Origin of the sequence: Sphingomonas sp. PP-CE-3A-406 (genome assembly GCF_003688625.1) — a bacterium.
Classification (GTDB): domain Bacteria; phylum Pseudomonadota; class Alphaproteobacteria; order Sphingomonadales; family Sphingomonadaceae; genus Sphingomonas.
The window spans coordinates 602493-627770 of sequence record NZ_RCWY01000002.1 but is presented as its reverse complement, the minus strand read 5'-3'; the positions used below and the strand labels follow the sequence as shown (position 1 = coordinate 627770).

General features: G+C 66.6%; 19 protein-coding genes. 8 read left to right on the top strand and 11 right to left on the bottom strand.

Going from position 1 to position 25278, the window contains the following annotated elements:
* Positions 1-166 precede the first annotated feature (166 nt).
* Complete coding sequence (locus C8J44_RS09340) at positions 167-2914, bottom strand: [protein-PII] uridylyltransferase (protein ID WP_056053000.1); 2748 nt, start codon at positions 2912-2914, stop codon at positions 167-169.
* A 91-nt stretch (positions 2915-3005) separates the two neighbouring features.
* Here C8J44_RS09340 and C8J44_RS09335 point away from each other — a divergent pair, with 91 nt between their 5' ends.
* Positions 3006-4295, top strand: a complete 1290-nt coding sequence (locus tag C8J44_RS09335; RefSeq protein ID WP_121904272.1) for a homoserine dehydrogenase — start codon at positions 3006-3008, stop codon at positions 4293-4295.
* A gap of 250 nt (positions 4296-4545) precedes the next feature.
* Here C8J44_RS09335 and C8J44_RS09330 read toward each other — a convergent pair whose 3' ends face one another.
* The 5 genes from C8J44_RS09330 to C8J44_RS09310 all read right to left on the bottom strand — a co-directional run bounded on the left by C8J44_RS09330 (position 4546) and on the right by C8J44_RS09310 (position 7359).
* Positions 4546-5007, bottom strand: a complete 462-nt coding sequence (locus C8J44_RS09330) for a hypothetical protein (protein WP_121904271.1) — start codon at positions 5005-5007, stop codon at positions 4546-4548.
* 15 nt (positions 5008-5022) lie between these two features.
* Positions 5023-5451 carry a hypothetical protein gene (locus C8J44_RS09325; protein ID WP_121904270.1) on the bottom strand — a complete coding sequence of 143 codons (429 nt, stop codon included), beginning with the start codon at positions 5449-5451 and terminating at the stop codon, positions 5023-5025.
* Positions 5452-5458: 7 nt separating this feature from the next.
* Entirely contained in the window at positions 5459-5812 is a 354-nt protein-coding gene (locus tag C8J44_RS09320) for a hypothetical protein (protein ID WP_121904269.1), read from the bottom strand.
* Positions 5813-5866: 54 nt separating this feature from the next.
* Complete coding sequence (locus C8J44_RS09315; RefSeq protein WP_121904268.1) at positions 5867-6310, bottom strand: CoA-binding protein; 444 nt, start codon at positions 6308-6310, stop codon at positions 5867-5869.
* A 98-nt stretch (positions 6311-6408) separates the two neighbouring features.
* Entirely contained in the window at positions 6409-7359 is a 951-nt protein-coding gene (locus tag C8J44_RS09310) for an Mrp/NBP35 family ATP-binding protein (RefSeq protein WP_121904679.1), read from the bottom strand.
* 70 nt (positions 7360-7429) lie between these two features.
* Between C8J44_RS09310 and hflK the strand changes: the two genes are divergently transcribed.
* The 5 genes from hflK to C8J44_RS09285 all read left to right on the top strand — a co-directional run bounded on the left by hflK (position 7430) and on the right by C8J44_RS09285 (position 14261).
* On the top strand, positions 7430-8563 hold the full coding sequence (gene hflK / locus C8J44_RS09305; protein WP_121904267.1) for a protease modulator HflK: 1134 nt from the start codon (positions 7430-7432) through the stop codon (positions 8561-8563).
* Positions 8560-9426, top strand: coding sequence for a protease modulator HflC (hflC, locus tag C8J44_RS09300; RefSeq protein ID WP_183128747.1), 867 nt, complete (start codon positions 8560-8562; stop codon positions 9424-9426). Before hflK ends, hflC begins: the two co-directional genes overlap by 4 nt.
* 102 nt (positions 9427-9528) lie before the next feature.
* On the top strand, positions 9529-11085 hold the full coding sequence (locus C8J44_RS09295) for a Do family serine endopeptidase (protein WP_121904266.1): 1557 nt from the start codon (positions 9529-9531) through the stop codon (positions 11083-11085).
* A 111-nt stretch (positions 11086-11196) separates the two neighbouring features.
* Positions 11197-12840, top strand: a complete 1644-nt coding sequence (locus tag C8J44_RS09290; RefSeq protein WP_121904265.1) for a helicase HerA-like domain-containing protein — start codon at positions 11197-11199, stop codon at positions 12838-12840.
* Positions 12841-13016: 176 nt separating this feature from the next.
* Entirely contained in the window at positions 13017-14261 is a 1245-nt protein-coding gene (locus C8J44_RS09285; protein ID WP_121904264.1) for a M20 family metallopeptidase, read from the top strand.
* A 136-nt stretch (positions 14262-14397) separates the two neighbouring features.
* On the opposite strand, the gene C8J44_RS09280 is transcribed toward C8J44_RS09285, so the two are convergent.
* Positions 14398-15510: a serine hydrolase gene (locus C8J44_RS09280; RefSeq protein WP_121904677.1), complete on the bottom strand. Its 1113-nt coding sequence runs from the start codon at positions 15508-15510 to the stop codon at positions 14398-14400.
* A gap of 118 nt (positions 15511-15628) precedes the next feature.
* Positions 15629-17206, bottom strand: a complete 1578-nt coding sequence (gene nadB / locus C8J44_RS09275) for an L-aspartate oxidase (protein ID WP_121904263.1) — start codon at positions 17204-17206, stop codon at positions 15629-15631.
* A 299-nt stretch (positions 17207-17505) separates the two neighbouring features.
* On the opposite strand from nadB, the gene C8J44_RS09270 reads away from it, so the two are divergent.
* Positions 17506-18774, top strand: a complete 1269-nt coding sequence (locus tag C8J44_RS09270; RefSeq protein WP_259466789.1) for an ROK family transcriptional regulator — start codon at positions 17506-17508, stop codon at positions 18772-18774.
* A gap of 206 nt (positions 18775-18980) precedes the next feature.
* On the top strand, positions 18981-19877 hold the full coding sequence (locus tag C8J44_RS09265) for an ROK family protein (protein ID WP_121904262.1): 897 nt from the start codon (positions 18981-18983) through the stop codon (positions 19875-19877).
* A gap of 12 nt (positions 19878-19889) precedes the next feature.
* Here the strand turns inward: C8J44_RS09265 and C8J44_RS09260 are convergent, their stop codons facing one another.
* The 3 genes from C8J44_RS09260 to C8J44_RS09250 all read right to left on the bottom strand — a co-directional run bounded on the left by C8J44_RS09260 (position 19890) and on the right by C8J44_RS09250 (position 25180).
* Complete coding sequence (locus C8J44_RS09260; RefSeq protein WP_121904261.1) at positions 19890-21359, bottom strand: carboxylesterase/lipase family protein; 1470 nt, start codon at positions 21357-21359, stop codon at positions 19890-19892.
* The gene (locus tag C8J44_RS09255) at positions 21359-22126 is read right to left on the bottom strand and encodes a GDSL-type esterase/lipase family protein (RefSeq protein WP_121904260.1); all 768 of its coding nucleotides are present in this window, start codon (positions 22124-22126) and stop codon (positions 21359-21361) included. The genes C8J44_RS09260 and C8J44_RS09255 overlap by 1 nt, the downstream gene beginning before the upstream one ends.
* 108 nt (positions 22127-22234) lie before the next feature.
* The gene (locus tag C8J44_RS09250) at positions 22235-25180 is read right to left on the bottom strand and encodes a glycosyl hydrolase 2 galactose-binding domain-containing protein (protein ID WP_121904259.1); all 2946 of its coding nucleotides are present in this window, start codon (positions 25178-25180) and stop codon (positions 22235-22237) included.
* Between the last annotated feature and the right edge of the window lie 98 nt (positions 25181-25278).

Below are 25278 nucleotides of genomic sequence, written 5' to 3'. Positions count from 1 at the left end.
TAACGAAGAAGCCGGTCTGCACTTCGGTGCAGGCCGGCTTTTCATGTTCCTCTTCCGTCATTCCCGCGGAGGCGGGAACCCAGACTGGCAAACCCTGCGGCAGCATCGCGAACGTTCGAGAATATGGATCCCCGCCTGCGCGGGGATGACCAAGCATGCGTAGCGGCTAAGCCGCCAAATCGATCTCTTCGCCCGCTGCAGCCGCCAGCAGCCGTCGCTCCAGCGTCCTCAACCGCGCGGGCTGGGTAATCCGGTCACCCGTCAGATCGGTGATGTAGAACGTATCGACCGCGCGCTCGCCGTACGTCGCGACATGCGCGGAGTGGATCGTCACCTTCGACTGGAACAGCGCGTTGGCGAGCTGGTTGAGCAGCGCCGGCCGGTCTCGTGCGTTGACCTCGACAACCGTGAACCGGTTCGACGCCTTGTTGTCGACCAGCGCATTCGGGACGATGTCGAACGCCTCCGCGCGCGTGCGGGGCAGGGGTTTGGCCACCAGCCGATCGGCGAGCTTGCCGCGGTTGGCGAGCGCATCCTCGATCGCGGTCTTCAGCCGCGAGAGCTGACCGGATTCGTCGAACGGCCGTCCGAACGGGTCTTGCACGAGGAAATTATCGATCGCCATGCCGTCACGGGTGGTATGGATCCGTGCATCGATGATGTTGCCGCCAGCGACATGGATCGCACCGGCGATGCGGTAGAACAGCCCCGGGTGATCGGCCGCGTAGATCGTCACCAGTGTCGCGCCGCGCCCCGGATAGACATGCGCGTCGATCGCGAGCTGAGCCTCGCCGGTGGCGGCGAGGAAGCGGGCGTTGTGCGCGAGGACGTCTTCCGGTTCGGCGATCCAATACGCTTCGGGCAGGCGGTGGACGAGCGTCGCGAACGTCGCTTCGTCCCAGCCAAGTGCGTCGCGCAGATGCTCCTGCTTGGCGGCGATCCGCTCGGCCCGCCCCTTTTGTTTGTGACCAAGCCGCAGAACCTCCTCCGCCGCCTCGTACAGGTCGCCGAGCAACTGGCGCTTCCAGCCGTTCCACACTCCGGGCCCGACCGCACGGATGTCGACGATTGTCAGCGTCAGCAGCAGGCGCAACCGCTCCGGGCTTTGCACTACGTCGCAGAAGTCGAGGATCGTCTTGAAGTCGCTGAGATCACGCTTGAACGCCGTCGCCGACATCAGGAGATGCCAGCGAACAAGCCAGGCGACGGTCTCGGTCTCGGCCGGTGTTAAGCCGAAACGTGGGCATAACCGCTGCGCCACCTCCGCGCCCAAGATCGAGTGATCGCCGCCCCGGCCCTTGGCGATGTCGTGCAGCAGCACCGCGACGTACAGCGCGCGTCGCGACACGATCTGTTCGAAGATGGCGCTGGCTAGAGGATGATCCTCCTTCAAAACGCCGCTCTCGATCCGTGCTAGCAGCCCGATCGCGCGGATGGTGTGCTCGTCGACCGTATAGTGATGATACATGTCGAACTGCATCTGCGCGACGACACGCGCGAAATCGGGCACGAACCGGCCAAACACGCCTGCCTCGTTCATCCAGCGCAGCACGAGCTCGGGATCGCGCGGCGAGGTCAGCACGTCGAGGAACAGGGCGTTGGCGGTTGGACTGTTGCGCACGTCGTCGACGAGTTTCGCGTCGCGAGCGGCGGCGCGCATAGCCAGCGGGTGGATCTCGACGCCATGCTTGTCGGCGAGCTGGAAGATCTCGATCAGCCGTTCGGGATCGGCCTGGAAGAAGTCGTCGCTAGGCAGCGCCAACCGTCCGCGATCAAGCACGAAGCCATTGAGTTTCCGCGGCGATCGGCGGATCGTCGGCAACCCGAAACGCCGCCCGCGCGCTGCGAACTTCTCGTCGAGATGCGCGAGGAAGACGCCGCTGAGCGTGCCGACGGTCTTGGCCTGCAGGAAGTAGAACTGCATGAACCGCTCGACCTTCGACTTACCCGGTCGGTCGGAGAACCGCATCCGGTCAGCGATCTCGCGTTGCAGGTCGAACGTCAGCCGGTCCTCGGCACGGCCGGTGATGCTGTGCAGATGGCAGCGCACAGCCTGGAAGAAATTGTCGGCGCGGTGGAACAGCCGGTATTCGGCCTTGGTGAACAGTCCGACCCCGACCAGTTCGGCGGCGCGCTGGACATCGTAGATGTATTTGCCGATCCAGAACAACGCGTGGAGATCGCGCAAGCCGCCCTTGCCCTCTTTGACGTTGGGCTCGACGACATAGCGCGTGTCGCCCATCTTCCGGTGGCGCGCGTCACGCTCGGCGAGCTTGTCGGCGATGAAGGTGCGCGCGGTGTCAGCCTGGACCTCGGTCTTGAAGCGGTGCGACGCCTGTTCATACAGTTCGGTATCACCGCAGACGTAGCGTGCTTCGAGAAGCGCGGTGCGGACGGTGACGTCGCTCTTGGCCTGGCGGACCATCTCGTCGAGCGATCGGCTCGATTGGCCGAGCTTCAGTCCGAGATCCCATAGCGCGTAGAGCATCGATTCGATCACGCGCTCCGCCCAGGGCGTCTGTTTGCCGGGGGTGAGGAAGCCGATATCGACGTCAGAATGCGGTGCCATCTCCGCGCGGCCATAGCCGCCGACTGCGATCAGCGTCAGGCGCTCGCCGCTCGTCGGGTTGGGGAGCGGATAGAGCCGCTGTGTAGTGAAATCGAACAGGATGCGGAGCAGCGCGTCGATGAGATATGCCTGCGCACTCGATGCTTCCAATCCCCGCGAGGGGTGTTCGACCAGACGACGTTCGACCTCGACCCGGCCCTTCTCCAGCGCGGCTTTCAGCAGGGCAGTTGCGTCGCGGCGAAGCGCGGTGGGATCGACGCCTTCCAAGGCGGCAATCGTTTCGGCGACGGCGCGGCGATCGATGATCGTGCGACGGTTGGGGAGGTGATCGAAGCGGCCGGACATGACGCTCAGATAGGGGCGTCGGTCGTGTGCGTCATCAGGATTGCGCAAAACGTCCGCGAAACGTAACCGGACGCGCGAGTGGAGGACGAAAATGAGCGAACCATTGCGCGTGGCCCTTGCGGGTCTGGGAACCGTTGGCGGCGGGGTGATCCGATTGCTGGATGCCAACCGCGAGCTGATTGCGCGACGCGCCGGGCGCGAGATCGAGATCGTCGCGGTCTCCGCGCGCGACCGCGGCAAGGACCGCGGCGTCGATCTGTCGCGGTTTGCGTGGGTCGATGACACGACGGCGCTGGCGAAACAGCCTGGGGCTGATGTCGTGGTCGAGTTGATCGGTGGTTCCGACGGCCCCGCGTTGACCTTGGCGCGCAGCACGCTGGCGGCCGGGCGTAACTTCGTCACCGCGAACAAGGCGATGATCGCGCATCACGGGCTCGAACTTGCGCAGGCGGCAGAGGGCGCCGGGGTCGCGCTGAAGTTCGAGGCAGCGGTCGCGGGCGGCATCCCGGTCATCAAGGGGCTGCGGGAAGGCGCTGCGGCCAACGAGATCGCTCGCGTGTACGGCATCCTCAACGGTACCTGCAATTTCATCCTGTCGAAGATGGAATCGGAAGGCCGCGACTTTGCCGAGGTGCTCGCCGAAGCGCAGGCGCTGGGGTTCGCCGAATCCGATCCGAGCTTCGACATCGACGGCGTGGATGCGGCGCACAAGCTGTCGATCCTGGCCGCGGTCGCGTTTGGCACGCAGCCAGCGTTCGACGACGTCGCGATCAGTGGCATCCGGCATCTGCTCGGCGCGGATATCGCGGAGGCGGCGGCGCTGGGGTATCGCGTGCGACTGCTCGGGTTGGCGGAAGCGGGCGCGGACGGACTGTTCCAGCGCGTCCATCCGCATCTGGTGCCGATCGATCACCCGCTGGCGCACGTCACCGGGTCGCTGAACGCGGTCGTGGCGGAGGGCAATTTCGTCGGCCGGTTGCTGTTCCAAGGCGCTGGCGCGGGCGATGGCCCGACCGCGAGTGCGGTAGTGGCCGACCTGATCGACATTGCGCGTGGCGAGTTCGGTCCGCCGTTCGCGATGCCGGTGGTCTCGCTTACCGCCGCTCCCAAGGCGGACAGCGGCGAGCGGCGGGGGCGTGCGTATTTGCGGTTCACCGTCGCGGACCGGGTCGGCGTGCTGGCGGAGATCGCAGCGGCGATGCGCGATGCGGGTGTCTCGATCGAGAGTCTGATCCAGCGTGGGGCGATCGCTGATGGCCGCGTGCTGGTGGCCATCGTCACGCATGAGAGCCCGGAACGCTCGATCGCGCAGGCGTTGGAGAAATTGCGGGGGTCGCAGAGTCTCGTGGGCCAGCCGATGTGGATGCATATCCTAGATTGAGGGGAGGGGGCCGGTAATGACCGCCACGCCCGCCTAAAGGCTACCACCCCGGCGGAGGCTGGAGCCCAATCGGAAAGGTCGCAGTAGCGGCCATGCGCCTCGTTACTAACGTCCCCGAATTGGGCCCCGGCCTTCGCCGGGGTGGAGGACAGCTAGGCAACCTCCTCCTTGTCCTCCCGCGAAGGCGGGAGTCCAGACTGGGTCCACGCCTTCGCGGGGCAACATTCTGCTTTTGTCAGCGGAGGCGCCTTTACTTCACCGGCTCATCGAGCACGATCGGCACGCGGTTCGACGTGTCAGGCTTTTTCCGAAACTTTCGCGCGACGTCGCGCACCAGCGCCATCGCATCCTTCCCCTCGCCATTCTCGCAGCAGCTATGGGGATCGATCAGTGCGCCGATGCCGCGGATCAGCACCACCGGCACCGTCAGCAGATCGACCCCGGTGCACCCACCCGGTGGACACACCGGCCCCGCATTGTCGAGCGCGGCACGCGGATCGCCGGTCGGCTGGCGCGGTCGATCCTGCGGCGGGCGTTCTTCGGGTAGCGGCAGGCGTTGCTCGGCCGTCCCCTTGCCGCCGCAGACAATGATTTCGGTCGGGCTCGAACCCGGGCAGGCGGGCGGGTTCAGGATCGACCAGCGCTGCGGCGGGGGAGCGACGATCGGGATGGCAGGCACGGCGGTTTGCAGCAGGATCAGCAGCAGGATCACAGCGTCTCCAAAGCCTTAGTTGACGGTGCCGACGGGGCCGTCGAGGTCGATCGGCACGCGACCAAGCTTGTCCGGTTTCTTCGCCAATGCGCTCTTGATCAGTCCGACTGCCGCCTTTGCGATCGGGGCGATCGGTGGGCCAAAGCCAACCTGGCATCCGCGCTGGCTGGCCGCGCAGGGCGTGCCCTCCAGTTGCAGCGCACGAACGGCGCTGAGCTCGGGATTGGACGCGACCGCACGGTCGGGCGGGCCGCGTTCGTCCGGCAGCGGCAGGCGCGGGCTGTTCGCCGCGGGGCCGCCGCAGACGATGATCTCACTGCCATCCTTTGACGCCGCTGCACATGGATCGGCCAAAATCGAGAAGCGCTCTGGCAGAGGTGTTTGCGTAGACGCAGCCGTTGGTGCGGCTTGCGCGAGCATCGAGAGCAGGACGGTTATGATCATCGGGCCGTCACGGTGCTGTCGGACGCATGCCGCCGGCTTTCACGTCGCCGGAGCCCTCGCCGGGACCGAAGCCAACGGTTGCCCGCACGCCAGCGCTACCCCCGCCTACCAGAAATGGCCCCATATCTTCCATCGGCGTACGCGCATGGACCAACGCTGACCGCTGTTCTGTCACCATATCCCGACGTTCGACGATACGCGTCGCAAGCGGCACACGGAACCGGTCGGCATGTCGCATCCCGCAAACCGTGATATCGGTCTCGTCGGCACTCTGGATACACGGTTTCTCGGCGGCCATGCGCGCCTTTGCGGTAGCGATCAGCGGGTCCTCGATCAATATCGACAGCAGCATCGCGAGCATGAGCGCCTCCAACCAGATCCGCAGCCTGGCTGCGATCGGCCGGGGTAGCAAGCGTCATTCGCGGGTGGTTGCGTCAATCTTGGCGACACCAAGCCGTGGAATGTCGATTGCCGGACACCGATCCATCACCACCTTCAGTCCTGCGGCTTCGGCACGTGTGGCAGCGTCTTCGTTAACGACGCCAAGCTGCATCCACACCGCTTTTGCCCCCGCCGCGATGGCCTGGTCGACGGCCTCACCGGCGGCGGTCGAGTTGCGGAAGATGTCGACGATGTCGATCGGATCGCCGAGTTGCGACAGGTCGCGAAAGACGAACTCGCCGTGGATGTGCTCGCCGGTGATCTGCGGATTGATCGGGATCACACGGTAGCCATGCGCCTGGAGCTCGGCCATTACGCCGTAGGAGGGGCGATCGGGGCGGTCGGAGGCGCCGATCAACGCGATCGTGCGCGCGCTCTCGAGCAGGGCCTTGATGTCGGCATCGGCGGTCAACGGCATCGATGCCTCCTGCAAGAAGAAATCTGGTCCGCTCGTACCGCAACTCAACACGTCGGGTACGACCGGTAATCAGACAACGTAGATCAGGCCCGTGGGTTTCACAGTTTCCCGAGCCATGCGACGACCTGAGCCGCAATCGGCATGAACACCGTATCGTCCGGGCTCGAGGCCGGCGGCGTGCCCGCGTCGGAGGCCGTGCGGATCGAGATCGTCAGCGGTACGCGGCCGAGGAACGGGATGCCGAGTTCACGCGCCGCCGCTTCCGCGCCGCCATTGCCGAACGGGTCCGATGCCTCGCCGCAATGCGGGCAGATATAGCCCGCCATGTTCTCGACCAGTCCGATGATCGGGATGCCGGCCTTCTCGAACAGATCGATCGCGCGGCGCGCATCGATCAGCGCGAGATCCTGCGGGGTCGAGACGATCACCGCGCCCGCGGGCCGGTATTTCTGGACCATCGTCAGCTGGACATCGCCGGTACCGGGTGGGAGATCGAGCACGAGCGTATCGGTCACGCCCCAGTCGGCCTCGACCAGCTGGCCGAGTGCCCCCGCCGCCATCGGTCCGCGCCACGCGATAGCCTTGCCCGGCTCGACGAGCTGGCCCATCGACAGCAGCGGTACGCCGTACGGGGTCGGGACCGGATCGAGGATCTTGTCCTTCGCGGTCGGCCGGGTGCCCTCGACGTTCATCAGTCGCGGCTGCGACGGTCCGTAGATATCGGCGTCGACCAGCCCGACGCGGCGGCCCGCACGCGACATCGCGATGGCCAAGTTGGCGGCGAGCGTCGATTTGCCGACGCCACCCTTGCCGCTGGCGACCGCGATCAGCCGGCGGGTCGAGCGTTCCGCAGTGACGGCGATCCGCACCTCGGTCACGCCGGGCTGCGTCGCCGCCATCCGCACGGTGGCCTCCAGTGCATCGCGCGCCTGCGGGTCGAGCCCAGTCGCATCGATGATGATGCCCGCTCGCGTTCCTTCGAGCCGGACGGTCGCCCGCTTGCCCGCTACTGCGGCAACCGCCGCCTTTACGCCTTCGATGTCGATCATCCGCGCCAGATAGGGCCGCCCGGGCCGCTTGGCACTGTTTTTCCGCCAGCGCACACCTATAAAGGTTGGTATGACGATCTTCTCGCGCTGGTTCCGGCGCCCCGATATCCTCGCCACCGAAACACCGAAAGGCCCTTGGGGCGGCTCGGGCGACGACGGTAACAGCGGCCCGCGCAATCCCTGGGCGCAACCTCCAGGTGGCCGCAAGCCTGCCGCCAAGCCGACCGCGCTCGACGAGTTCCTGCGTAAAGCGCGCGGCTCGGGTGGTGGTGGCGGCGGTAATGGTGGCTTTGGCGGCCTGCCGTCGGGGGCCAACGCTCGCGCGCTCTGGGCGATCGGCGTCGCGATCATCGCGGTCGTGTGGATCCTGTTCACCTCGGTCCACCAGATCGGTCCGCAGCAGCGCGGCGTCGTCACCTACTTCGGCAAATACGCCGGCACGCTCGATCCGGGCGTTCGCCTGACGATGCCCGCGCCGATTTCCGACGTGACGGTGGTCGACGTACAGAAGATCCGCACCGACAATTTCCCGACAGGGGACGGCGAGAACCTGACGCTGACCGGCGACCAGAACATCATCGACCTCGCATACTCGGTGCGATGGGATATTTCCGATCCACGCGATTACGTGTTCCAGCTTGCCGAGCCGAACGAGACCGTCCGCGCCGCCGCCGAGAGCGCGATGCGCGCGGTGGTCGCGACGACGACACTCGACCAGGCGATCGGCACCGGTCGTACCGTGATCGAGCAGCGTGTCGCCGACCTGACCCAGCAGATCCTCAACGACTATAAGTCGGGCGTCCGTATCCAGGGCGTTGCGATCAAGCAGGCCGCTGCGCCGGCGCGGATCGTCGAGGACTTCAATGCGGTCACTGCCGCGCAGCAGGAGGCGATCGCCAACCTCAACCAGTCGCGCTCCTATGCGCAACAGGTTGTCGCGCGCGCGCAGGGCGAGGCCGCGTCGTTCGACAAGGTCTACGAGCAGTATAAACTCGCGCCGGAAGTGACGCGCCGTCGTATGTATTATGAGACGATGGAGGCAGTGCTCGCCAAGAGCGATAAGACGATCGTCGAGACGCCGGGCGGGGTGGTGCCGTATCTGCCGTTGTCGAACGCCAAGCGCCTACCGAATCCCGAGGTAGTCACGCCAGCGCCCGCCGCTGCCGCCGCGGCACCTCAAGCTCAGCCTGGAGCTGCCCAGTGAACGCCGTGAGTTTCCGCAATCCGATCGTCGTCGGGATCATCGCGCTATTGCTGGTGATCCTCGCCGCATCGACTTTCGCGATCGTGCCCGAGACCAAGCAGGCGGTGATCCTGCGTTTTGGCCAGCCGATCCGCACGGTAAATGCGTGGCAGCCGAACACGCCGTTCGGCCAGACCGGCGCGGGGCTGATCGCGCGTATCCCGTTCGTCGACCGGATCGTCTGGATCGACAAGCGCGTCCAGGATCTCGAACTCGACAACACGCTGGTGCTGTCGACCGATCAGCTTCGGCTCGAGGTCGACGCCTATGCGCGCTACCGGATCGTCGACCCGCGCAAGATGCGCAACGCGGTCGGTAGCGAGGATCGGATTCCCGATCAGCTGCGTCCGATCTTGGGCTCTGCGCTGCGCAACGAACTCGGCAAGCGGCGCTTCGTCGAACTGCTCAGCCCCGAGCGGTCCGAACTGATGGACAACATCCAGAAGGGTCTCCAGCGCGTCGCCAGCCAATACGGCGTCGAGATCGTCGACGTCCGCATCAAGCAGGCGAATCTTCCCGTCGGCCTGCCGCTCGAAAGCGCACTCAAGCGCATGTCGAGTGCGCGCCAGCAGGAGGCGATCACGATCCGTGCCGAAGGGCAGAAGCAGGCGCAGATCGTCCGTGCGCAGGCCGACGCGGATTCGGCGAAGATTTACGCCGAGAGCTTCGGCAAGGACGCTGATTTCTACGACTTCTATCGCGCGATGCAGTCGTATCGCCACACGTTCGGCGCGGATGGCGGTCCGGCACCCGAAGGATCGACCTCGATCATTCTTTCGCCGAACAACAGCTATTTGCGGGAATTCGAGGGCCGCGGGCGTTGAGCCTGCGGAACCTTTGAACGCCCGTTCATATTCAAGCATCATTCAGGACGGTGTCCCTACAGGATACCTGTTTCGATTGATGAAACGAGAGGACAACATCTAGTGCGTTACGCCTACGCCATTACCAGTGCTCTTCTCCTCGGCGGCGCGACCGCGACGCTCGCGCTTCAGCCTAGCGGCGCGCAGGTCGCGCAGAACGAACCCGGTGCGATCCAGGCGGTCTCGCCGAAACCCGGCGCGCCGATGAGCTTCGCCGACATGGTTGCGCGGCTCCAGCCTGCGGTCGTCAACATCTCGACCAAGCAGACGATCGTCCAGAAGCAGCAGGCCAATCCGTTCGCGGGCACGCCGTTCGGTGACCTGTTCGGCGGCATGGGCGGCGGCGGCCAGGGCGGCGCGCCGGTGAAGCGCGAAGGCGCCTCGCTCGGCTCGGGGTTCCTGATCTCGCCCGATGGCTATGTCGTCACCAACAACCACGTGATCTCGCCGGGCGCGCAGGGTGCGACGGTCGATTCGATCACCGTGACGCTCAGCGACAAGAAGGAATATGTCGCCAAAGTCATCGGCAAGGATCAGGAGTCCGATCTCGCGCTGCTGAAGATCGACGCGAAAAATCTGCCGTTCGTGAAGTTCGGCGATTCGAACGGGGCGCGCGTCGGCGACTGGGTCGTCGCGATCGGCGAGCCGTTCGGTCTCGGCGGCACCGTTACCGCGGGCATCGTCTCGGCGATCAACCGCGTCACCGGGCAGGGCGGCGCGTATGATCGCTTCATTCAGACCGATGCGTCGATCAACCAGGGCAACTCGGGCGGCCCGATGTTCGATCTGAACGGCAACGTGATCGGCGTGAACTCGCAGATCTTCAGCCAGTCGGGCGGCAATATCGGCATCGGCTTCGCGATCCCCGCGGCCGTCGCCAAGCCGATCATCGCCACCTTCATGAAGGGCGGCACGATCGAGCGCGGCTATATCGGCGTCCAGCTTCAGCCGGGCGGTACGATCAACGAGGATACCGCCGCGGCGCTGGGCATTCCCAAGAACCAGGGCGAGCTGATCAACGACGTGACTGCAGGCGGCCCGGCGGCTAAGGCCGGTGTGCGCGCAGGTGACGTCGTGACCAAGGTCAACGGCCAGCCGGTGACGGTCGATCAGTCGCTGTCCTACCTGGTCTCGAACGTGAAGCCCGGTCAGACCGCGCGTCTCGACATCCTGCGCAACGGCAAGCCGACTTCGGCAAACGTGGTCGTGGTGCCGCGGCCGAGCCCTGACAAGCTGGCGGCTGTGGTCGGCGGCGATGCGCAGGGCTTCGGCTCCGACGACGGTGACGACGGGGATGACTCGGCAACGCCCGCCGCGCCGGTGGCCGGCGCAGCGCTTGGCATCGGCGTACAGCCGCTGACCCCGGCGATCGCACAGGCGGTTGGCGTTGAGGCGAACACGCAGGGTGTGGTCATCGCCGTGGTCGCGCAGACCAGCGATGCGTATGGCAAGCTCAAGCGCGGTGATGTGATCATCTCGGTCAACGGCACCCCCGTGCGCACTGCGGCCGATGTCCAAAACGCGGTCAATACGGCCAAGGCAGCGGGCCGCCCGCAGGTCCTGTTGCAGGTCAAGCGCGGTCGCAGCCCAGCGACGTTCCTGCCGGTCAAGATCAAGTAATCCACGACCGACATGACTGACTTTCAAGGACCGTCGCTCGGCTGAGCGGCGGTCCTTTTTCTTTACCGCGCGCGGGGTTAGGGTCGGCGCCGGATACAGAGGACGAGACCCATGACCGACGGCATCTTCATCGGCGCCAGCGTGGACGGCAAGCCGCAGACGCTGGAATTGAAGCGCGCCAATCGCCACGGCCTGATCGCGGGCGCGACCGGCACCGGCAAGACGGTGACGTTGCAGGGGATCATCGAGGGCTTCTCGGCGAACGGTGTGCCGTGCTTCGTCGCCGACGTGAAGGGTGATCTGTCCGGCCTCGCGATGGCCGGGTCGCCGACCGCGAAGACGCATGCGAGCTTCGCGGAGCGCGCGAAAGCAATCGGCGACGATAGCTGGGCCTATGCCGACAATCCGGTGCAGTTCTGGGACCTGTTCGGCGAGCAGGGCCATCCGATCCGCACCACGATCAGCGAGATGGGGCCGCTGTTGCTGGCGCGGCTGATGGACCTCAACGAGGTGCAGGAAGGCGTGCTGACGATCGCCTTCCACGTCGCCGACAAGGAGGGGCTGCTGCTGATCGACCTCGACGATCTCCAGGCGATGCTGACCGAATGCGCCGGCCGCGCCGACGAGCTGACGGTGACGTACGGCAACGTCTCGAAGCAGTCGATCGGTGCGATCCAGCGCTCGCTGCTCCAGCTGCGCACGCAGGGTGCGGAGAATTTCTTCGGCGAACCGGCGCTCGAGATGAACGACTTCATCGGCGTCGACGACAAGGGGCGGGGGATCGTCAATATCCTTGCTGCCGACAAGCTGATGGCCTCGCCGAAGCTGTACGCGACGTTCCTGCTGTGGCTGATGAGCGAGCTGTTCGAGCATCTCCCCGAGATCGGCGATCCCGACAAGCCGGTGCTGTGCTTCTTCTTCGACGAGGCGCATCTGCTGTTCGACGAGGCGCCAAAGGCGCTGCTGGAGAAGATCGAACAGGTCGTCCGCCTGATCCGCTCGAAGGGCGTCGGCGTGTATTTCATCACGCAGAACCCGATCGACGTTCCCGACACCGTCGCGGGGCAGCTCGGCAACCGCGTCCAGCATGCGTTGCGGGCGTTTACGCCGCGGGACCAAGCCGCGGTGCGCTCGGCAGCGGAGACGTTCCGCGCGAATCCCGGTGTCGACGTCGCGACGATCATCACCGAGCTGAAAGTCGGCGAGGCGCTGGTGTCGTTGCTCCAGGCGGATGGCGCACCGACCCCGGTCGAACGCACGCTGATCAAGCCGCCCGCCTCGCGGGTCGGTCCGATCACGGCGGCTGAGCGGAAGGTGATGATCGAGACCGACGCGGTCGGGGCGAAGTATGACACGCTGGTCGATCGCGAGTCTGCGGAGGAGCTGCTGGCGGCGAAAACGCAGGAGGCGAGCGCCGCGGCGGCCGAAGCCAAGGCGACGACCGAGGCGGAGAAGGCTGCGGCCGCGCAGGCGAAGGTCGATGCGAAGGCGGCGAAAGAGGCGGAGCGGGCTCGCATAGCTGAGCAACGCGAGGCGGACCGCCAGCAGCGCGAGGCTGACCGCGAGGCGGCAAATTCGCCCTGGACTAAGATGGCATCGTCGGCGACACGTGCGGCAAGTTCGTCGATTGGGCGGCAGGTAGCGAACGAGATCGGCAAGCAAGTCTTTGGCACCAAGTCCCGCCGCTCGTCGTCGAGCGGCGGCTTGGTCGGTACGGTACTGCGCGGGGTTTTAGGCGGGCTCTTCCGGGGGTAGACTGCCCTCATGATCAGGGGCCGAGCCGCCCCCCAAACAAACACACCACCCCGGCGGAGGCCGGGGCCCAATTGGGGAACGGAGGTAACGTCGAACGGCGCTCCGTTACATCGACCTTTCCAATTGGGCCCCGGCCTTCGCCGGGGTGGTGGTTAAGTCATTCAAGGAGTCAGACGATGTCCCTCGATTTCGAATCCACCACCGACTGGGCCCCGACCGACTGGACCGCCATCGGCGAGGACAGCCTCGACGATGCGATCACGCTGCGTCGCGCGATCCACGCCGATCCCGAGGTCGGTCTTCATTGCCCCCGCACCTCCGACAAGGTGAAGGCCGCGCTCGCCGGCCTCCCGCTCGAAATCCGCGAGGGGACCTCGACCACCGGCTTCGTCGCGATCCTCCGCGGCGGCCGCGCAGGCACTGCCGGCGGCAACGGCCGGACCGTCCTTCTCCGCGGCGACATGGACGCGTTGCCGATGCAGGAGGAGACTGGCCTGCCGTTCGCGTCGAAGATCGACGGCGCGATGCATGCCTGCGGGCATGACTCGCATACCGCGATGCTGGTCGGTGCGGCCAAGGCGTTGTGTGCGCGGCGTGACGAACTCCCCGGTACGGTGGTCTTCATGTTCCAGCCGGGAGAGGAGGGGCATCACGGCGCGCGCCACATGATTGCCGACGGCTTGCTCGACTCGCCGTTGCCCGAGGCGGGCTTCGCGCTGCACATCTCGCCGAACATGCCGATGGGGCATGTCGTCAGCCGCGCGGGCACGCTGATGGCGTCGACCGATACGTTGCGTGCGACGATCACCGGCCGCGGCGGGCACGCCGCGATGCCGCACGACTGCCTCGACCCGCTGCCAATCGCCTGCGAGATCGTCACCGCGCTCCAAACCTATGTCGCGCGTCAGGTGGCGGTCACCGATCCCGCGGTGCTGTCAATCACCAAGCTTAACGCCGGCTCCGCACACAACGTCATCCCGTCGACCGTCGAGATGCTCGGGACGATGCGTACGCTCTCCGAACGCACCCGCGAGCAGGTCCGCGCGGCGTTCATCCGCATGGTCGAGGGCATCGCCGCCGCGCATGGCGCCGTCGGTGCGCCGACGATCGAGGAAGGCTATCCGGTCACCGTCAACGACGAGCGGGCGACCGACCTGATGAAGGCGTGTGCGACCGCGATTGGCGGCGAGGGCGCGTATCAGGTGATGCCGCCGATGATGGGCGCGGAGGACTTCTCGTACGTGCTCCAGAAGCTGCCCGGGGCGATGGCGTTCATCGGCGCGGCGCCCGAGGGTAGCGATCCGCGTACCAACCCGCCGCTGCATAATACGAAGATGACGATCGACGAACGCGTGATGGCGCACGGGATCGCGATGCATTGCGCAGTGGCGGAGCGGTTCCTGGCGAACGGGTTCGATTGAGGGCTTGCCCGAAGAGGGAGGTCGCCCTTCATACGTCATCCTGACGAAAGTCAGGACCCAGAGCCAACTACGGTATCGCCCGTGATCCTGGGTCCTGACTTTCGTCAGGATGACGGGGGTTTGCGGGACGGAAGTTTCAGTGCAGCGGTCGGGTGGTTCCCGCGTAGTGGGCGACTGCCGCTGCGGCCTGTTGGATCAGCCGCTGGCGTTCGGGCATAGGCCGGATGGTATCCCCGATCATCACCGCGATCGCATAACGGCGCCCGTCCGGCGCGGTCAGCAGGCCGACGTCGTTGAAGCCGGCGTTGCGGCGGCCGAGATCCTGGCCGGTGCCGGTCTTGTGCGCGATCTCCCATCCGCCGGGGAGCGCCGCGCGTAGGCGAGCGCGGCCCGTCACCGAACGCCCCATCGTATCGAGCAGGATCTTGGTCGACGTCTCGGAAAGGATATCCCCCTTCGCCAGCCGCGCGATCGCATCGGCGATCGCGATCGGTGCAGCGCCGTCGGGTGGATTACGGACGTACGCGTTCAGCGCAGCCTCGCGCACCGCGGGCGACAGCCGGTTGCGCGCGGTCATGAAGCCACCATTGACCGCGTAGGATGGCTGCCAGATCAAGCCCGCCGTACCACTCTGCAACAGGCGCTCTCCCGGACCGAAGCGGATCGCACCAAGCTGTTTCCGCGCGATCATCGACCGCACGGCGGATGGCCCGCCGACGCGCGCAAGCAACCGGTCGTTCGCGGTATTGTCGCTGTGTGTCAGCGCGCGCGTCAGTAAGTCGCCAATCGTGGTGTGATAGCCGTCGCCCTTTACCAGCATCGCGATCGGCTGATGGAACAGGGTCAGGTCCTGGGGCCGCACGACGATCGGTTCGTCGAGGCGAATCTTGCCCTGATCGCGCAGGTCCATCACGGTCATCGCCACCCAGAGCTTGCTGACCGATTGCTGTGGCAGGAGCTGGCGCCCGCCCGCTTCGACCGTCCAGCCATCGTCGACCGCGCGGATCGCAATGCCCGCCTTGCCCTGGAAACCGCTGTGCAGTTCGGAGATCGCGTTGACGAGGCTGAGCGGGGCGGGGCGCAAGGCGCGTGGCAGCGGTGGTGGCACCGGGATCGAGACGAACCCCTCGGCCTGGTGCACCGGTCCGACCGCGGGAGGGCTTGGCCGCGAGGCCGATCCGCAACCGGCGAGCGCCGCGCCGAACAGCGAGGTTACCAGAAGACGGTTGAACGCACTCGCCGAAGTCATGATGAACTGAACGCCCTGCACTGAAGCATCGACCCTTATCCGTTGATCCTCCGCGTGAAACTGCCCTCACACCCGCGTGCGACGAAGCGCGCCGCACACGGGCTGAGTCGCTGTAACGTCAGGGAACGAGAACCGTATCGATCGCGTCCGGCAGAGTTTCCGGATAATCGAGGGTAAAATGCAGGCCGCGGCTCTCGTGCCGGTGCAACGCGGACCGGACGATGAGATCGGCAGTCTGGAGCAGGTTGCGCAGTTCGATCAGGTCGGGCGTGACCCGGAAATGCTGGTAATATTCGGCCACCTCGTCGTTGAGCAACTTGATCCGGTGCTGCGCGCGTTCAAGTCGTTTCGTGGTTCGAACGATTCCGACGTAATTCCACATGAACCGCCTGATCTCGGTCCAGGTCTGCTTGATCACCACCTCCTCGTCGGAATCGGTGACGCGGCTTTCGTCCCACGGGCGGATCGGGGGCGGCGGGGGAAGCGTGTCCCAGTTCGCGGCGATGGTGTCCGCTGCCGCCTCGCCGAACACGAAGCATTCGAGCAGCGAGTTGGACGCGAGCCGGTTGGCGCCGTGGAGGCCGGACTCGGTGCATTCACCCGCCGCATAGAGGCCGGGGAGGTCGGTCTTACCGTGTTCGTCGATGACGATGCCGCCGCAGGTATAATGCTGGGCGGGGACGACCGGAATCGGATCGGTCGTCATGTCGATGCCGAGGCTCAGCAGCTTCTCGTAAATGTTCGGGAAGTGATGGCGGATAAATTCGGGCGGCATATGACTGATGTCGAGATGGACGTAGTCGAGGCCATAGCGCTTGATCTCGGCGTCGATCGCGCGCGCGACGATATCGCGGGGGGCGAGCTCCATCCGCGCGGGGTCGTAATAGGTCATGAAACGCTTGCCGGTCGACGGGTTGATCAACCGCCCGCCTTCGCCGCGGACCGCTTCCGTGATCAGGAAATTCTTGACCTCCAGATTGTAGAGGCAGGTCGGGTGGAACTGCATCATCTCCATGTTCGAGACGCGAGCGCCGGCGCGCCACGCCATCGCGATGCCGTCGCCGGTCGCGCCGCGGGGGGCGGTCGAGAACAGGTAAGTGCGGCCTGCGCCACCGGTCGCGAGGATCGTCGCGCGCGCGGTGTAGAGGGCGACGCGTTCGGTCTTGCGATCGACCGCGTAAACGCCCCAGACGTTGCCCGAGCCAGAATAGCGTTCTTCGTGGCGGCCAGTGGCAAGGTCGATCGCGATCTGATCGGGCACTAGCGTGATGTTCGGATGCGCTTCGGCGGCTTTCTGCAACGCTTCCTGCACTGCCCAGCCGGTCGCGTCGGCGACGTGGACGATGCGCCGGTGCGAGTGGCCGCCCTCGCGCGTCAGGTGCAGCGCGTTGCCTTCGGTCTCGAACGGCACGCCGAGATGCGTCAGGCGCTCGATCGCGGCGGGGGCACCCTCGACAACCATTTCGACGATCGCGCGGTCGTTGAGCCCGGCGCCGGCGACCATCGTGTCCTCGACATGGTTCTCGAACGTGTCGCCGGGTTCGAGCACCGCGGCGATCCCCCCCTGCGCCCAGGCGGTCGAGCCCTCGTTGAGTGCGCCCTTGGCGAGCACCGTGACCGTGAAGCGCTCCGCCAGGTTGAGCGCCGCGGTGAGCCCGGCGGCGCCCGAGCCGACGATCAGGACGTCGCTATTCATGGTGGGAGAGCCTCGACGTTGGTGGTGATAGGCGCGCGCTGCGGCACGGCGCGGAAAAACGATCCTGCATTCGCCCGATGTGGCACAAAATACCGGGTGCGGGACAGCAGATAGGACGGGTCGTGCGAGAAAACTGTGACGCCTCAACCGATTGGGTCGACGGCAGTGAAACGCCCGTCCTGATCGGCGGCGAAACCGACGATCGTCGGCTTTGACCCGCTGCGATTTGGGCGTCAGGCTACGATCGGTGTGGTCCGGCGGGCGATTCTCCGCGCAACCGACCGGAACGGGCGAAGCATGTGACGAAGAACAAGGAACTGGGCTCGGGCGCGCCGGGAAAGTCGGTGGGGATCGATCGCAGCGCGCGGCTTGGCGATCGCGGTGCGCGGCTCGGCATCAGTCTTTCGGGGACCAACCTCGAACGCGCGGGCGACTACAACCAGCGGACCGTGCTGCAGGCGATCCGCGTGAGCGGCGAGGCGAGCCGGACCGATCTCGCCACGATCACCGGGCTGACCGCGCCGACGATCGCGAACATCACGCGGCGGCTCCTCGAGGCGGGGCTGATCAGCGACGCGGGGCGGCGGCAGGGCGCGCGCGGTCAGCCCGCGGCGCAGCTTGTGATCAATCCGGCGGGCGGCTTTTCGGTCGGGATCAATATCGACCGCGACCATATCACGATCGTGTCGCTCGACCTCGCGGGGACGGTTCTGACGCGCGCGACGCGTGAAATCGCGTTCGCGATGCCTGACGCGGTCTCGACCTGGCTGCGCGACGAGATCGCCGCGATCCGATCCTCTGACCTGATCGACGAGGCACGCCTGCTGGGAGTTGGCGTCGCGATGCCAGACGACCTTGGGCGGGTGCCGTTCCCGCATCGTCCTGCCGCGTATGAGGGGTGGGACGACGTCGACGTCGTCGCGCTCGTCGGGGCGATCGTGCCGTGGCCGGTCTATGTCGACAACGATGCCGCCGCGGCGGCGATCGGCGAAGCGCAGTTCGGATCGGGGATGGTGCTGCCGAGCTTCTTCTACGTCCTGGTCAGCGCAGGTCTCGGCGGCGGATTGGTGATCGACGGGAATTACTTCCGTGGCGCCGGCGCGCGCAGCGGCGAGATCGGTTTCATGCCCGACATGACCTCGCGCGCCCAAGGCCGAACGGTACAGGAAACGGTGTCGCTGTCCGCGCTCTACGACCGGCTGGAGGCGGGAGGCTGCGACGTTGCCGGGGTCGGCGCGCTGACCGGCGTTGATCCGGCGGTGTCGGCGATCGTCGCCGACTGGGTCGAGGATGCGGCGCAATCGCTGATCGCGCCGCTGATCGCGGTGAGCTGCCTGGTCGATCCCGGTGCGGTTTTGATCGGGGGACGGTTGCCCGGGCCTCTGGTCGACGCGCTTGTCGAGCGGCTCAATGCGATGCTGGCAGATTTGGCGCTACCGTCGGCCGCGCGGGTCATGCGCGCGGCGATGTCGGACGATGCGCCTGCGATCGGCGCGGCGATCCTGCCGTTCCTCCACCATATCCTTCCGTCGGACGCCATCTTGATGCAGGCCGGCCGCGCCGGCTGAAACGATTAACGCAATTTAACTTTTTAATTCGATGTCGCTTGGCTAGATTGGTTTCACACGTGCCGCTGCGACTGGGCGACGATGGGAGCGATTGGCGTCGGCGGTTTTGATCGCAGCGAAGCCCCTGTGCCTCTTTTACCAAGAGACGCTGCACTCTCCCCTCCGGTTTCGACGTCGCCGACGGCGTTCGATGGGAGAGGCGATCGATGGTTCAGATTGGTATTGATTTTGGCGGGACGAAGATCGAGGCTGCGGCGCTCGACGAGGGCGGCCAGTTCCTCAGCCGTCTTCGCGTGCCCAATCCGGGCGATTACGATCGCGCGGTACGCGATGTCCGCGACCTCGTTCTCGCGGTCGAGGCGGAAGCCGGCGCGCCGGGCACGATCGGGATCGGCACGCCCGGATCGATTTCGCCGCAGACCGGCCTGATGCGCAACGCCAATTCACTCTACCTCAACGGCCGCACGTTCCGCGAAGACCTGGAGACCGCGATGGAGCGGCCGGTGCGGATGGCGAACGACGCCAATTGCCTCGCGCTATCCGAGGCGGTCGACGGCGCTGCAGCGGGGGCGCGATCGGCGTTCGCGATCATCGTCGGGACCGGCTGCGGCGGCGGGCTGGTGATCGATGGGCGGATCGTCGAGGGCGCGAACGGGATCGCCGGCGAATGGGGCCATGTCCCGCTGCCGTGGCCGACGGGCATGGAGGTACCAGGGCCGGTGTGCTGGTGCGGCCTGCATGGCTGCCTGGAAAGCTGGGTGTCGGGGACGGGGTTCCGTCGCGATCACGAGAGCGTCACGGGGCAGGCGCTCGACGGCGCGGCGATCATGGCTGCGACGCGTGCCGGCGACGCGGGCGCGACCGCGACGCTCGATCGCTACATCGACCGCCTGGGTCGCGCGCTCGCGCTGATCGCGAACCTGGTCGATCCGGATTGCTTCGTGCTCGGCGGCGGCATGTCGAACGTCGTGGAGATCTACGATCGGCTTCCTGCAGTGGTGCGCAGCCACACGTTCTCGGATGGCTGGGACGCGAAGATCGTCCAGGCGGTGTGGGGCGACAGCAGCGGAGTCCGCGGCGCCGCGCGGCTCTGGCCAGCCTGACGCCGTTCGACGTCAGGGCGCGGCGCGCAGTCCGCAGACAGCGCCGCGCAGATCGGTGCCGGGCTGCGGGCCGCCGTTGACGAAGCCGAGATACGTCTTGCTCGCGAGATCGTAGCGTTTCCAAGTCGGTAGGCCCGGTGCGTTCGGGGTACCGGTGCGCGCGAAGGCGAGCCAATAGGCCTGCATCGGCGGCGCGCCCGGTTCGACTTCGTCGCTGCCCGCCATCACGTAGCGGATCTCGCTGCCGTGCGTGACCGGCTTGGCGTCGGGGGCGGTATAGTCGAACTGGTACTGCCAGACGGGCTGGCCTGCGCGGGTTCGCGCGGCTGCGACGGTCGTCACCGGGCAGCGGAAGGTGATGTCGTTCGACAGGATCAGGTCGAGATCGCCCATCCGCGGGTCGGCGACCGGGATCGCGTCGAGGCCATATGCTTTCCGCGCGAGGGCGGCGTTGCTGCCGAACGCGTCCGCGATCGCCTCGCTGGCTCGCGAAACGCCGCCGTCGAGAGTCAGTTCGCGCGCGTTGCTGCCGACGATCAGCGGGGCGGGGTTGCCGCCTTTCGCCAAGGTCTGGGCAGGCGTTTCCTTGAGGACACGGCCGTCGACGATCGCCTGGAGCCAGATGAAGCTCTTGTCGGCGAGACCCGGCACATCGACAGCCTCGGTCGCGGCGATCAGCTTGGCGACGGGGAGCGCGCGCAGCGCAGCGGCGGTCTGTGCGATGCCGGCCTTTTCCGCGATCATGGTGCCGAGGCGCTCGTTCTCGGCGAGGCTGCGCGGGGGCGTGCCGAAGCCGGGCGTGCCGCTTTCCTCGATCGCCTTGGCGAACAGTCCGCGCGAGCCTGGGCTGAGCAGATGCAGGCCGACGTCCATCGCGCCGGCGCTTTCGCCGAACAGCGTGACGTTGGCGGGATCGCCGCCGAATGCCGCGATGTTGGCGCGGACCCAGCGGAGTGCTGCCTGCTGGTCCATCAGCCCGTAATTGCCCGAGGCGCCGCCGCCTTCGCGGGTGAGCGCAGGGTGCGACATAAAGCCGAGCGCGCCGAGCCGGTACTGGATGCTGACGAGCACGACGCCCTTGCGGACCATGCCCGACTGGATCGTGCCCGCGCCGCCGCCCGCATAGTTCGAGCCGCCGTGGATCCAGACCATCACCGGCAGCGGCCTGGCGGGTTTGGGGTTGGGCGTCGCGACTTCGAGATAGAGGCAGTCTTCGCTAGCGAAACTGGCCGCCTTTGTGTTCCAGCCGCGATCGACCTGCGGGCAGGAAGGCGCGGACGCGGTGGCGTCGCGGGTGGTCTGCCACGTGCGGACCGGCTGCGCTGGCTTCCAGCGGAGCGGGCCCGTCGGTGGCGCCGCGTAGGGGATGCCGCGGAAGAGCCGGCGACCGTCCGCGGTGACTTCGCCGCGCACCGGACCGTGATCGGTGGAGACGATGGCGGTCGACAGGGCGGTCGACAGGGCTAGCGCGGCGAGCAGCATCAGCGGGCGATCACCGCGCGGGTCGGGGCACGGCGCGCCAAGGCCGCCTTGAACGCGCTCTCGGCGACCGGCGCCATCACCGCATACCCGGCCACTGTCGGGTGGACGTGATCCGACGAGAGCCCCTCGCGCATCCCCAGCGTGCCGGGCGCGACCAGCGCGGACCAGTAATCGGCATAGGTCGAGTCGGTCGCCGCCGCATAGGATTTGAGCCACGCGTTCATCGCGACGATCTTGCTGCCGGTATCGAGACCTGGGCGCCACGGATACTGGTCGGCGGGCGGGATCGAGGCGAGAATCACGCGGATCCCGTTGGCCTGCGCCAGTTCGGTCATCGCGCGGATATTGGCCTTGCTCTCGTCGGGAGTCATCGGCCCGGTGTTGAAGGCGATATCGTTGGTGCCGGCCATGATCTGCACGACGGCGGGCTTGAGCGCGATCACGTCGGCGGGAAAGCGCACCAGCATCTGCGGCGTGGTCTGGCCGCCGATCCCGCGACCGATCCGGCCGGCGGTAAAGAACGCCGGCACCTTGTCGTACCAGCCCTGCGTGATCGAATCGCCGATCAGGACGATCCGCGGCTGGCCGGCGACGGGGGCCGGGAGCGCGGCGTTCGCCTCGCGGTAACGGCCGAGATACGCCCAGTCGGTGTGCAGCCGGTCCTCGGCTTCCTTCGCTGATTTCTGCTCGGGCGTGGGGTCGGCGGCGAAGACGGGGAACGCCACGGCGACGGCGAGCGCGGCGAGCAACAGGTGGGTCGGCTTCATCGGGTCATCCTATCGGGTCGGCGGTTACCGGAGCGGCATCGGGCGGTCCTGCGCCGCCGCCGCTGCCGGGGCTACAAGCATGGCGAGGGCGGCGAGGATCTTCATCGCTCAGCGAACCTTGACGGCGGTCGGCGTCACGTTCCAGCCGCGTAGCGCGACCGTCGTCCTGCCCTTGGTCGCGGAGGCGGGGTAGCGGATCTCGATCCGACGCTTGGCACCGGGCAGCAGCGAGACGTAGTTGTCGGTGAAATAGGCGGGCAGGACCTGCGTCCCGTCGCCTTTCATCACCGTCAGCTTGGTCGCCAGCGCGGCGACGCTGCCGGGATTGGACAGGTCGAGCGTGGTCGCGATCTCGTCGCCGTCGCGGCGGCTGGTTGCGGTCGAGGTCAGCCGAACCTTCGCCATCTGGGTCATGCCGCGATAGGCGGCGTCATCGGCACCCTGCCAATAGACATTCTCCGAGACAATCTTGCCCGCCGCGTCGGTGACGTCGAGCGACACCAGCACCATGCCCTGCGCCAGCAACGGCGCGAGATCGAGCGGGAAGGCGTCGGCGACCAGCCCGGCGCCTGCGCTGACCGTCGCGCGCTGTTCAGCGAGCACGCGGTTGTCTAGCGACGTCACCTTGGCATGAACCACCGCACCCGCCAGCGCCGGGCCGTTGTTGACCAGCACGATCTTGTGATCGGGCAGGTTCATCTGGACGTGGACCGGTTCCGACGCTTTCTTGGTGCCGTAGAACGCGGCGTGCGTGTCATAGTCGGACGAGAAGATCTGCCACGCCGAGGACGGCCAGGCGGGCTGCGTCATCCACAGCATCCTCGCGGAGTTGGTGGTCCAGAGCCCTGCGTTGAACCCTTCGAAGATCGCGCGATAGGAGTCGTACTCCATCATCTGCGCCTTGCGTTCGAAGTCGGGGAGGCTGGTCCCGGCGCCATAGCGTGTCGCGAGCGCATCCATGTACGTCTTGACCGCGCCGTTCCCGGTCTGGTGCCAGTCGTGATACGCCCAGGCATCGCCGATCGGCCAGAGATCGGCCTTGGGCAGCGCGCGCGTCCACGCCTCCAGCGTCGGGAAGCTGGGCGTGCCGAGCTCGACCGAGAAGCCCTTGGCATGTTCGGTGAAATAGGTCGATTCCGGGCGCCAGTTGTACGGCCCGCTGTTCTGCAGGTTCACGCGGTTCGACGAGCCCATGTAGAGGCGCGTGCCGTCGTCGCGGTTGATGATCCGCTGCAGCGCCTCGTTGAGGATCGGCTGCGGCACGCCTTCGTTGCGGCCGAACCAGACGACAATCGAGGGATGGTTGCGGAACCGCTTCACCACGTCCTCGGCGTTGGCGGCGGACAGCGGCACGTCCTGCGCCTCGATGTTGTAGTCCTGCGTCGATTCCCAGAAATCGTTGAGGATCATCAGCCCGTGTTCGTCGGCGAGATCGTAGAAATTCTCCTCGGTATTCTGGCCGACCCAGTTGCGGATGATGTTGAGGTTGGCATCCTGATGCAGCCGGAAGAACGGGAGCAGGCGCTCGCGTTCGGTCCGCTTCATGAAATCGTCCATGCCGATATTGCCGCCGCGCGCGGCGATCCGCACGCCGTTGACCTTGATCAGCAGATACGGCGAGAGGCTGGCATCGCCCGCGATCGGCGTCACCGCCGGTGAGGTCTCGGCGCCGGGGACCAGCGAGGCGGCCCAGCCATTCGCGGTCTGGCGGATACCCTGGTGCGTGCCGTCGACGATCTGCGTGTGGAGCGCGCGCGCTTTGGACAGGTCGATGCCGACGCGGCGCAGCGTATCGGTCTTGTCCATCAGCGAAATCTCGTACGTCACCTGCCGCATGCCGAAGCGCAGCGTCTTGGTGTCGGAGACGGCGTTGTTCACCGCGGTCGTTAGTGTCAGGTCGTGCAGAGCGGGCGCGCCGTAGCCGTTCGGCCACCAGAGCTTCGGATTGCGGACCGCGAGCGCGGGAAACTCGGCGGGCGCCATCGTCACGTCGGCGCTGGCGTGGGGCGCGAGCGGCACCGACTTGCTGACCGTGACGGCGTCGAACTTCGCGGTGACCGTGGCGGTGGTCGGCTGGTCGGTCAGGTTACGGACCGGGACGGTGATCTCGACGTTCGCGACGCTGTTGTCGGCGTTCGGCAAGGTCGTGACCACGTGTGCATCGCCCAGCGCGGTATCGCCGGTCGCGATCAGGTCGACGCCCTGCCAGAGCCCGGTGTTGCGGTCGCGGATCGACGGGATCCAGTCCCAGCCCTCGCTCGCGACGAAGGTCGGGCCGTCGAGCATCTGCATGCCGCCATTCTCGCCGACGCCCGCGGTCATCGACTCCTCGTGTGCGACGCCGGGATGGGGAGGCGGCGACACCTTGACCGCGATGACGTTGCGGCCCGCGGCGAGCTTGCCGGTGACGTCGAACCGGCCGCGGATGAACGCGCCCTTCATCGTGCCGAGACGCGCGCCGTTCAGCCAGATCTCGGCAGCGTAGTTCACACCCTTGAAGTTCAGTTCGAGATGCTTGCCGGTCGTTTCGGCGGGAACATCGATCTCGGTGCGATACCAGTAGTCCTGTCGCGCCAAGCTCTCGGGGATCGTCAGGTTGTTCAGCCCGGACGCGGGATCGGCATAGACGCCGCGATCGACCAGCGTCGTCAGGACGGTGCCGGGGACGGTGGCGACGTACCAGGATTTGGCGTCATAGCCCACGCGCGATAGGGCGGCGCCATCGGCCTGCACCTTGGGCGCTTCGGCGAGCCGCCAGCCGGCGACGGTCCACAGACCAGGCGTGCGCCTGGCGAGTGCGGGACCGCGTGGGATGGGCTTGGCGACCGGCTTGGGCAACGGTGCGCGCGTGCGCGGGATGGTTGCGGGATCCTGGGGGGTGACCTGTCCGGCCATCTGGCGCACCTGGACCGGCCATTCGGACTTCAACGTGCCGCGATCGGCATAGCCCGGGGGCAGCGCTGTGGGTCTTGCAGGTGTCTGCGCCGACGCGGTCGATGCGAGCATCAGCGCGAACAGGGAAACGCCAAGCACGGTGGCAGAACGGTCGATCATCAGTCATCCCCCATATCGGCAGCCGGATCTGTGGCCGGGCTGCGCTATCGATCCGTCAGAGCATGACCGACCGGGAAAGCCAATTGATTTGGCAAATC

Bases quoted from the DNA above. Each gene is read 5' to 3' on its own strand.
- C8J44_RS09315 (WP_121904268.1), bottom strand. From the start codon at position 6,310: ATGCCGTTGACCGCCGATGCCGACATCAAGGCCCTGCTCGAGAGCGCG.
- hflK (WP_121904267.1), top strand. From the start codon at position 7,430: ATGACGATCTTCTCGCGCTGGTTCCGGCGCCCCGATATCCTCGCCACC.
- C8J44_RS09335 (WP_121904272.1), top strand. From the start codon at position 3,006: ATGAGCGAACCATTGCGCGTGGCCCTTGCGGGTCTGGGAACCGTTGGC.
- C8J44_RS09250 (WP_121904259.1), bottom strand. From the start codon at position 25,180: ATGATCGACCGTTCTGCCACCGTGCTTGGCGTTTCCCTGTTCGCGCTG.
- C8J44_RS09310 (WP_121904679.1), bottom strand. From the start codon at position 7,359: ATGATCGACATCGAAGGCGTAAAGGCGGCGGTTGCCGCAGTAGCGGGC.
- C8J44_RS09280 (WP_121904677.1), bottom strand. From the start codon at position 15,510: ATGACTTCGGCGAGTGCGTTCAACCGTCTTCTGGTAACCTCGCTGTTC.
- C8J44_RS09265 (WP_121904262.1), top strand. From the start codon at position 18,981: ATGGTTCAGATTGGTATTGATTTTGGCGGGACGAAGATCGAGGCTGCG.
- C8J44_RS09260 (WP_121904261.1), bottom strand. From the start codon at position 21,359: ATGCTGCTCGCCGCGCTAGCCCTGTCGACCGCCCTGTCGACCGCCATC.
- C8J44_RS09340 (WP_056053000.1), bottom strand. From the start codon at position 2,914: ATGTCCGGCCGCTTCGATCACCTCCCCAACCGTCGCACGATCATCGAT.
- C8J44_RS09290 (WP_121904265.1), top strand. From the start codon at position 11,197: ATGACCGACGGCATCTTCATCGGCGCCAGCGTGGACGGCAAGCCGCAG.
- C8J44_RS09325 (WP_121904270.1), bottom strand. From the start codon at position 5,451: ATGATCATAACCGTCCTGCTCTCGATGCTCGCGCAAGCCGCACCAACG.
- C8J44_RS09285 (WP_121904264.1), top strand. From the start codon at position 13,017: ATGTCCCTCGATTTCGAATCCACCACCGACTGGGCCCCGACCGACTGG.
- nadB (WP_121904263.1), bottom strand. From the start codon at position 17,206: ATGAATAGCGACGTCCTGATCGTCGGCTCGGGCGCCGCCGGGCTCACC.
- C8J44_RS09255 (WP_121904260.1), bottom strand. From the start codon at position 22,126: ATGAAGCCGACCCACCTGTTGCTCGCCGCGCTCGCCGTCGCCGTGGCG.
- C8J44_RS09320 (WP_121904269.1), bottom strand. From the start codon at position 5,812: ATGCTCGCGATGCTGCTGTCGATATTGATCGAGGACCCGCTGATCGCT.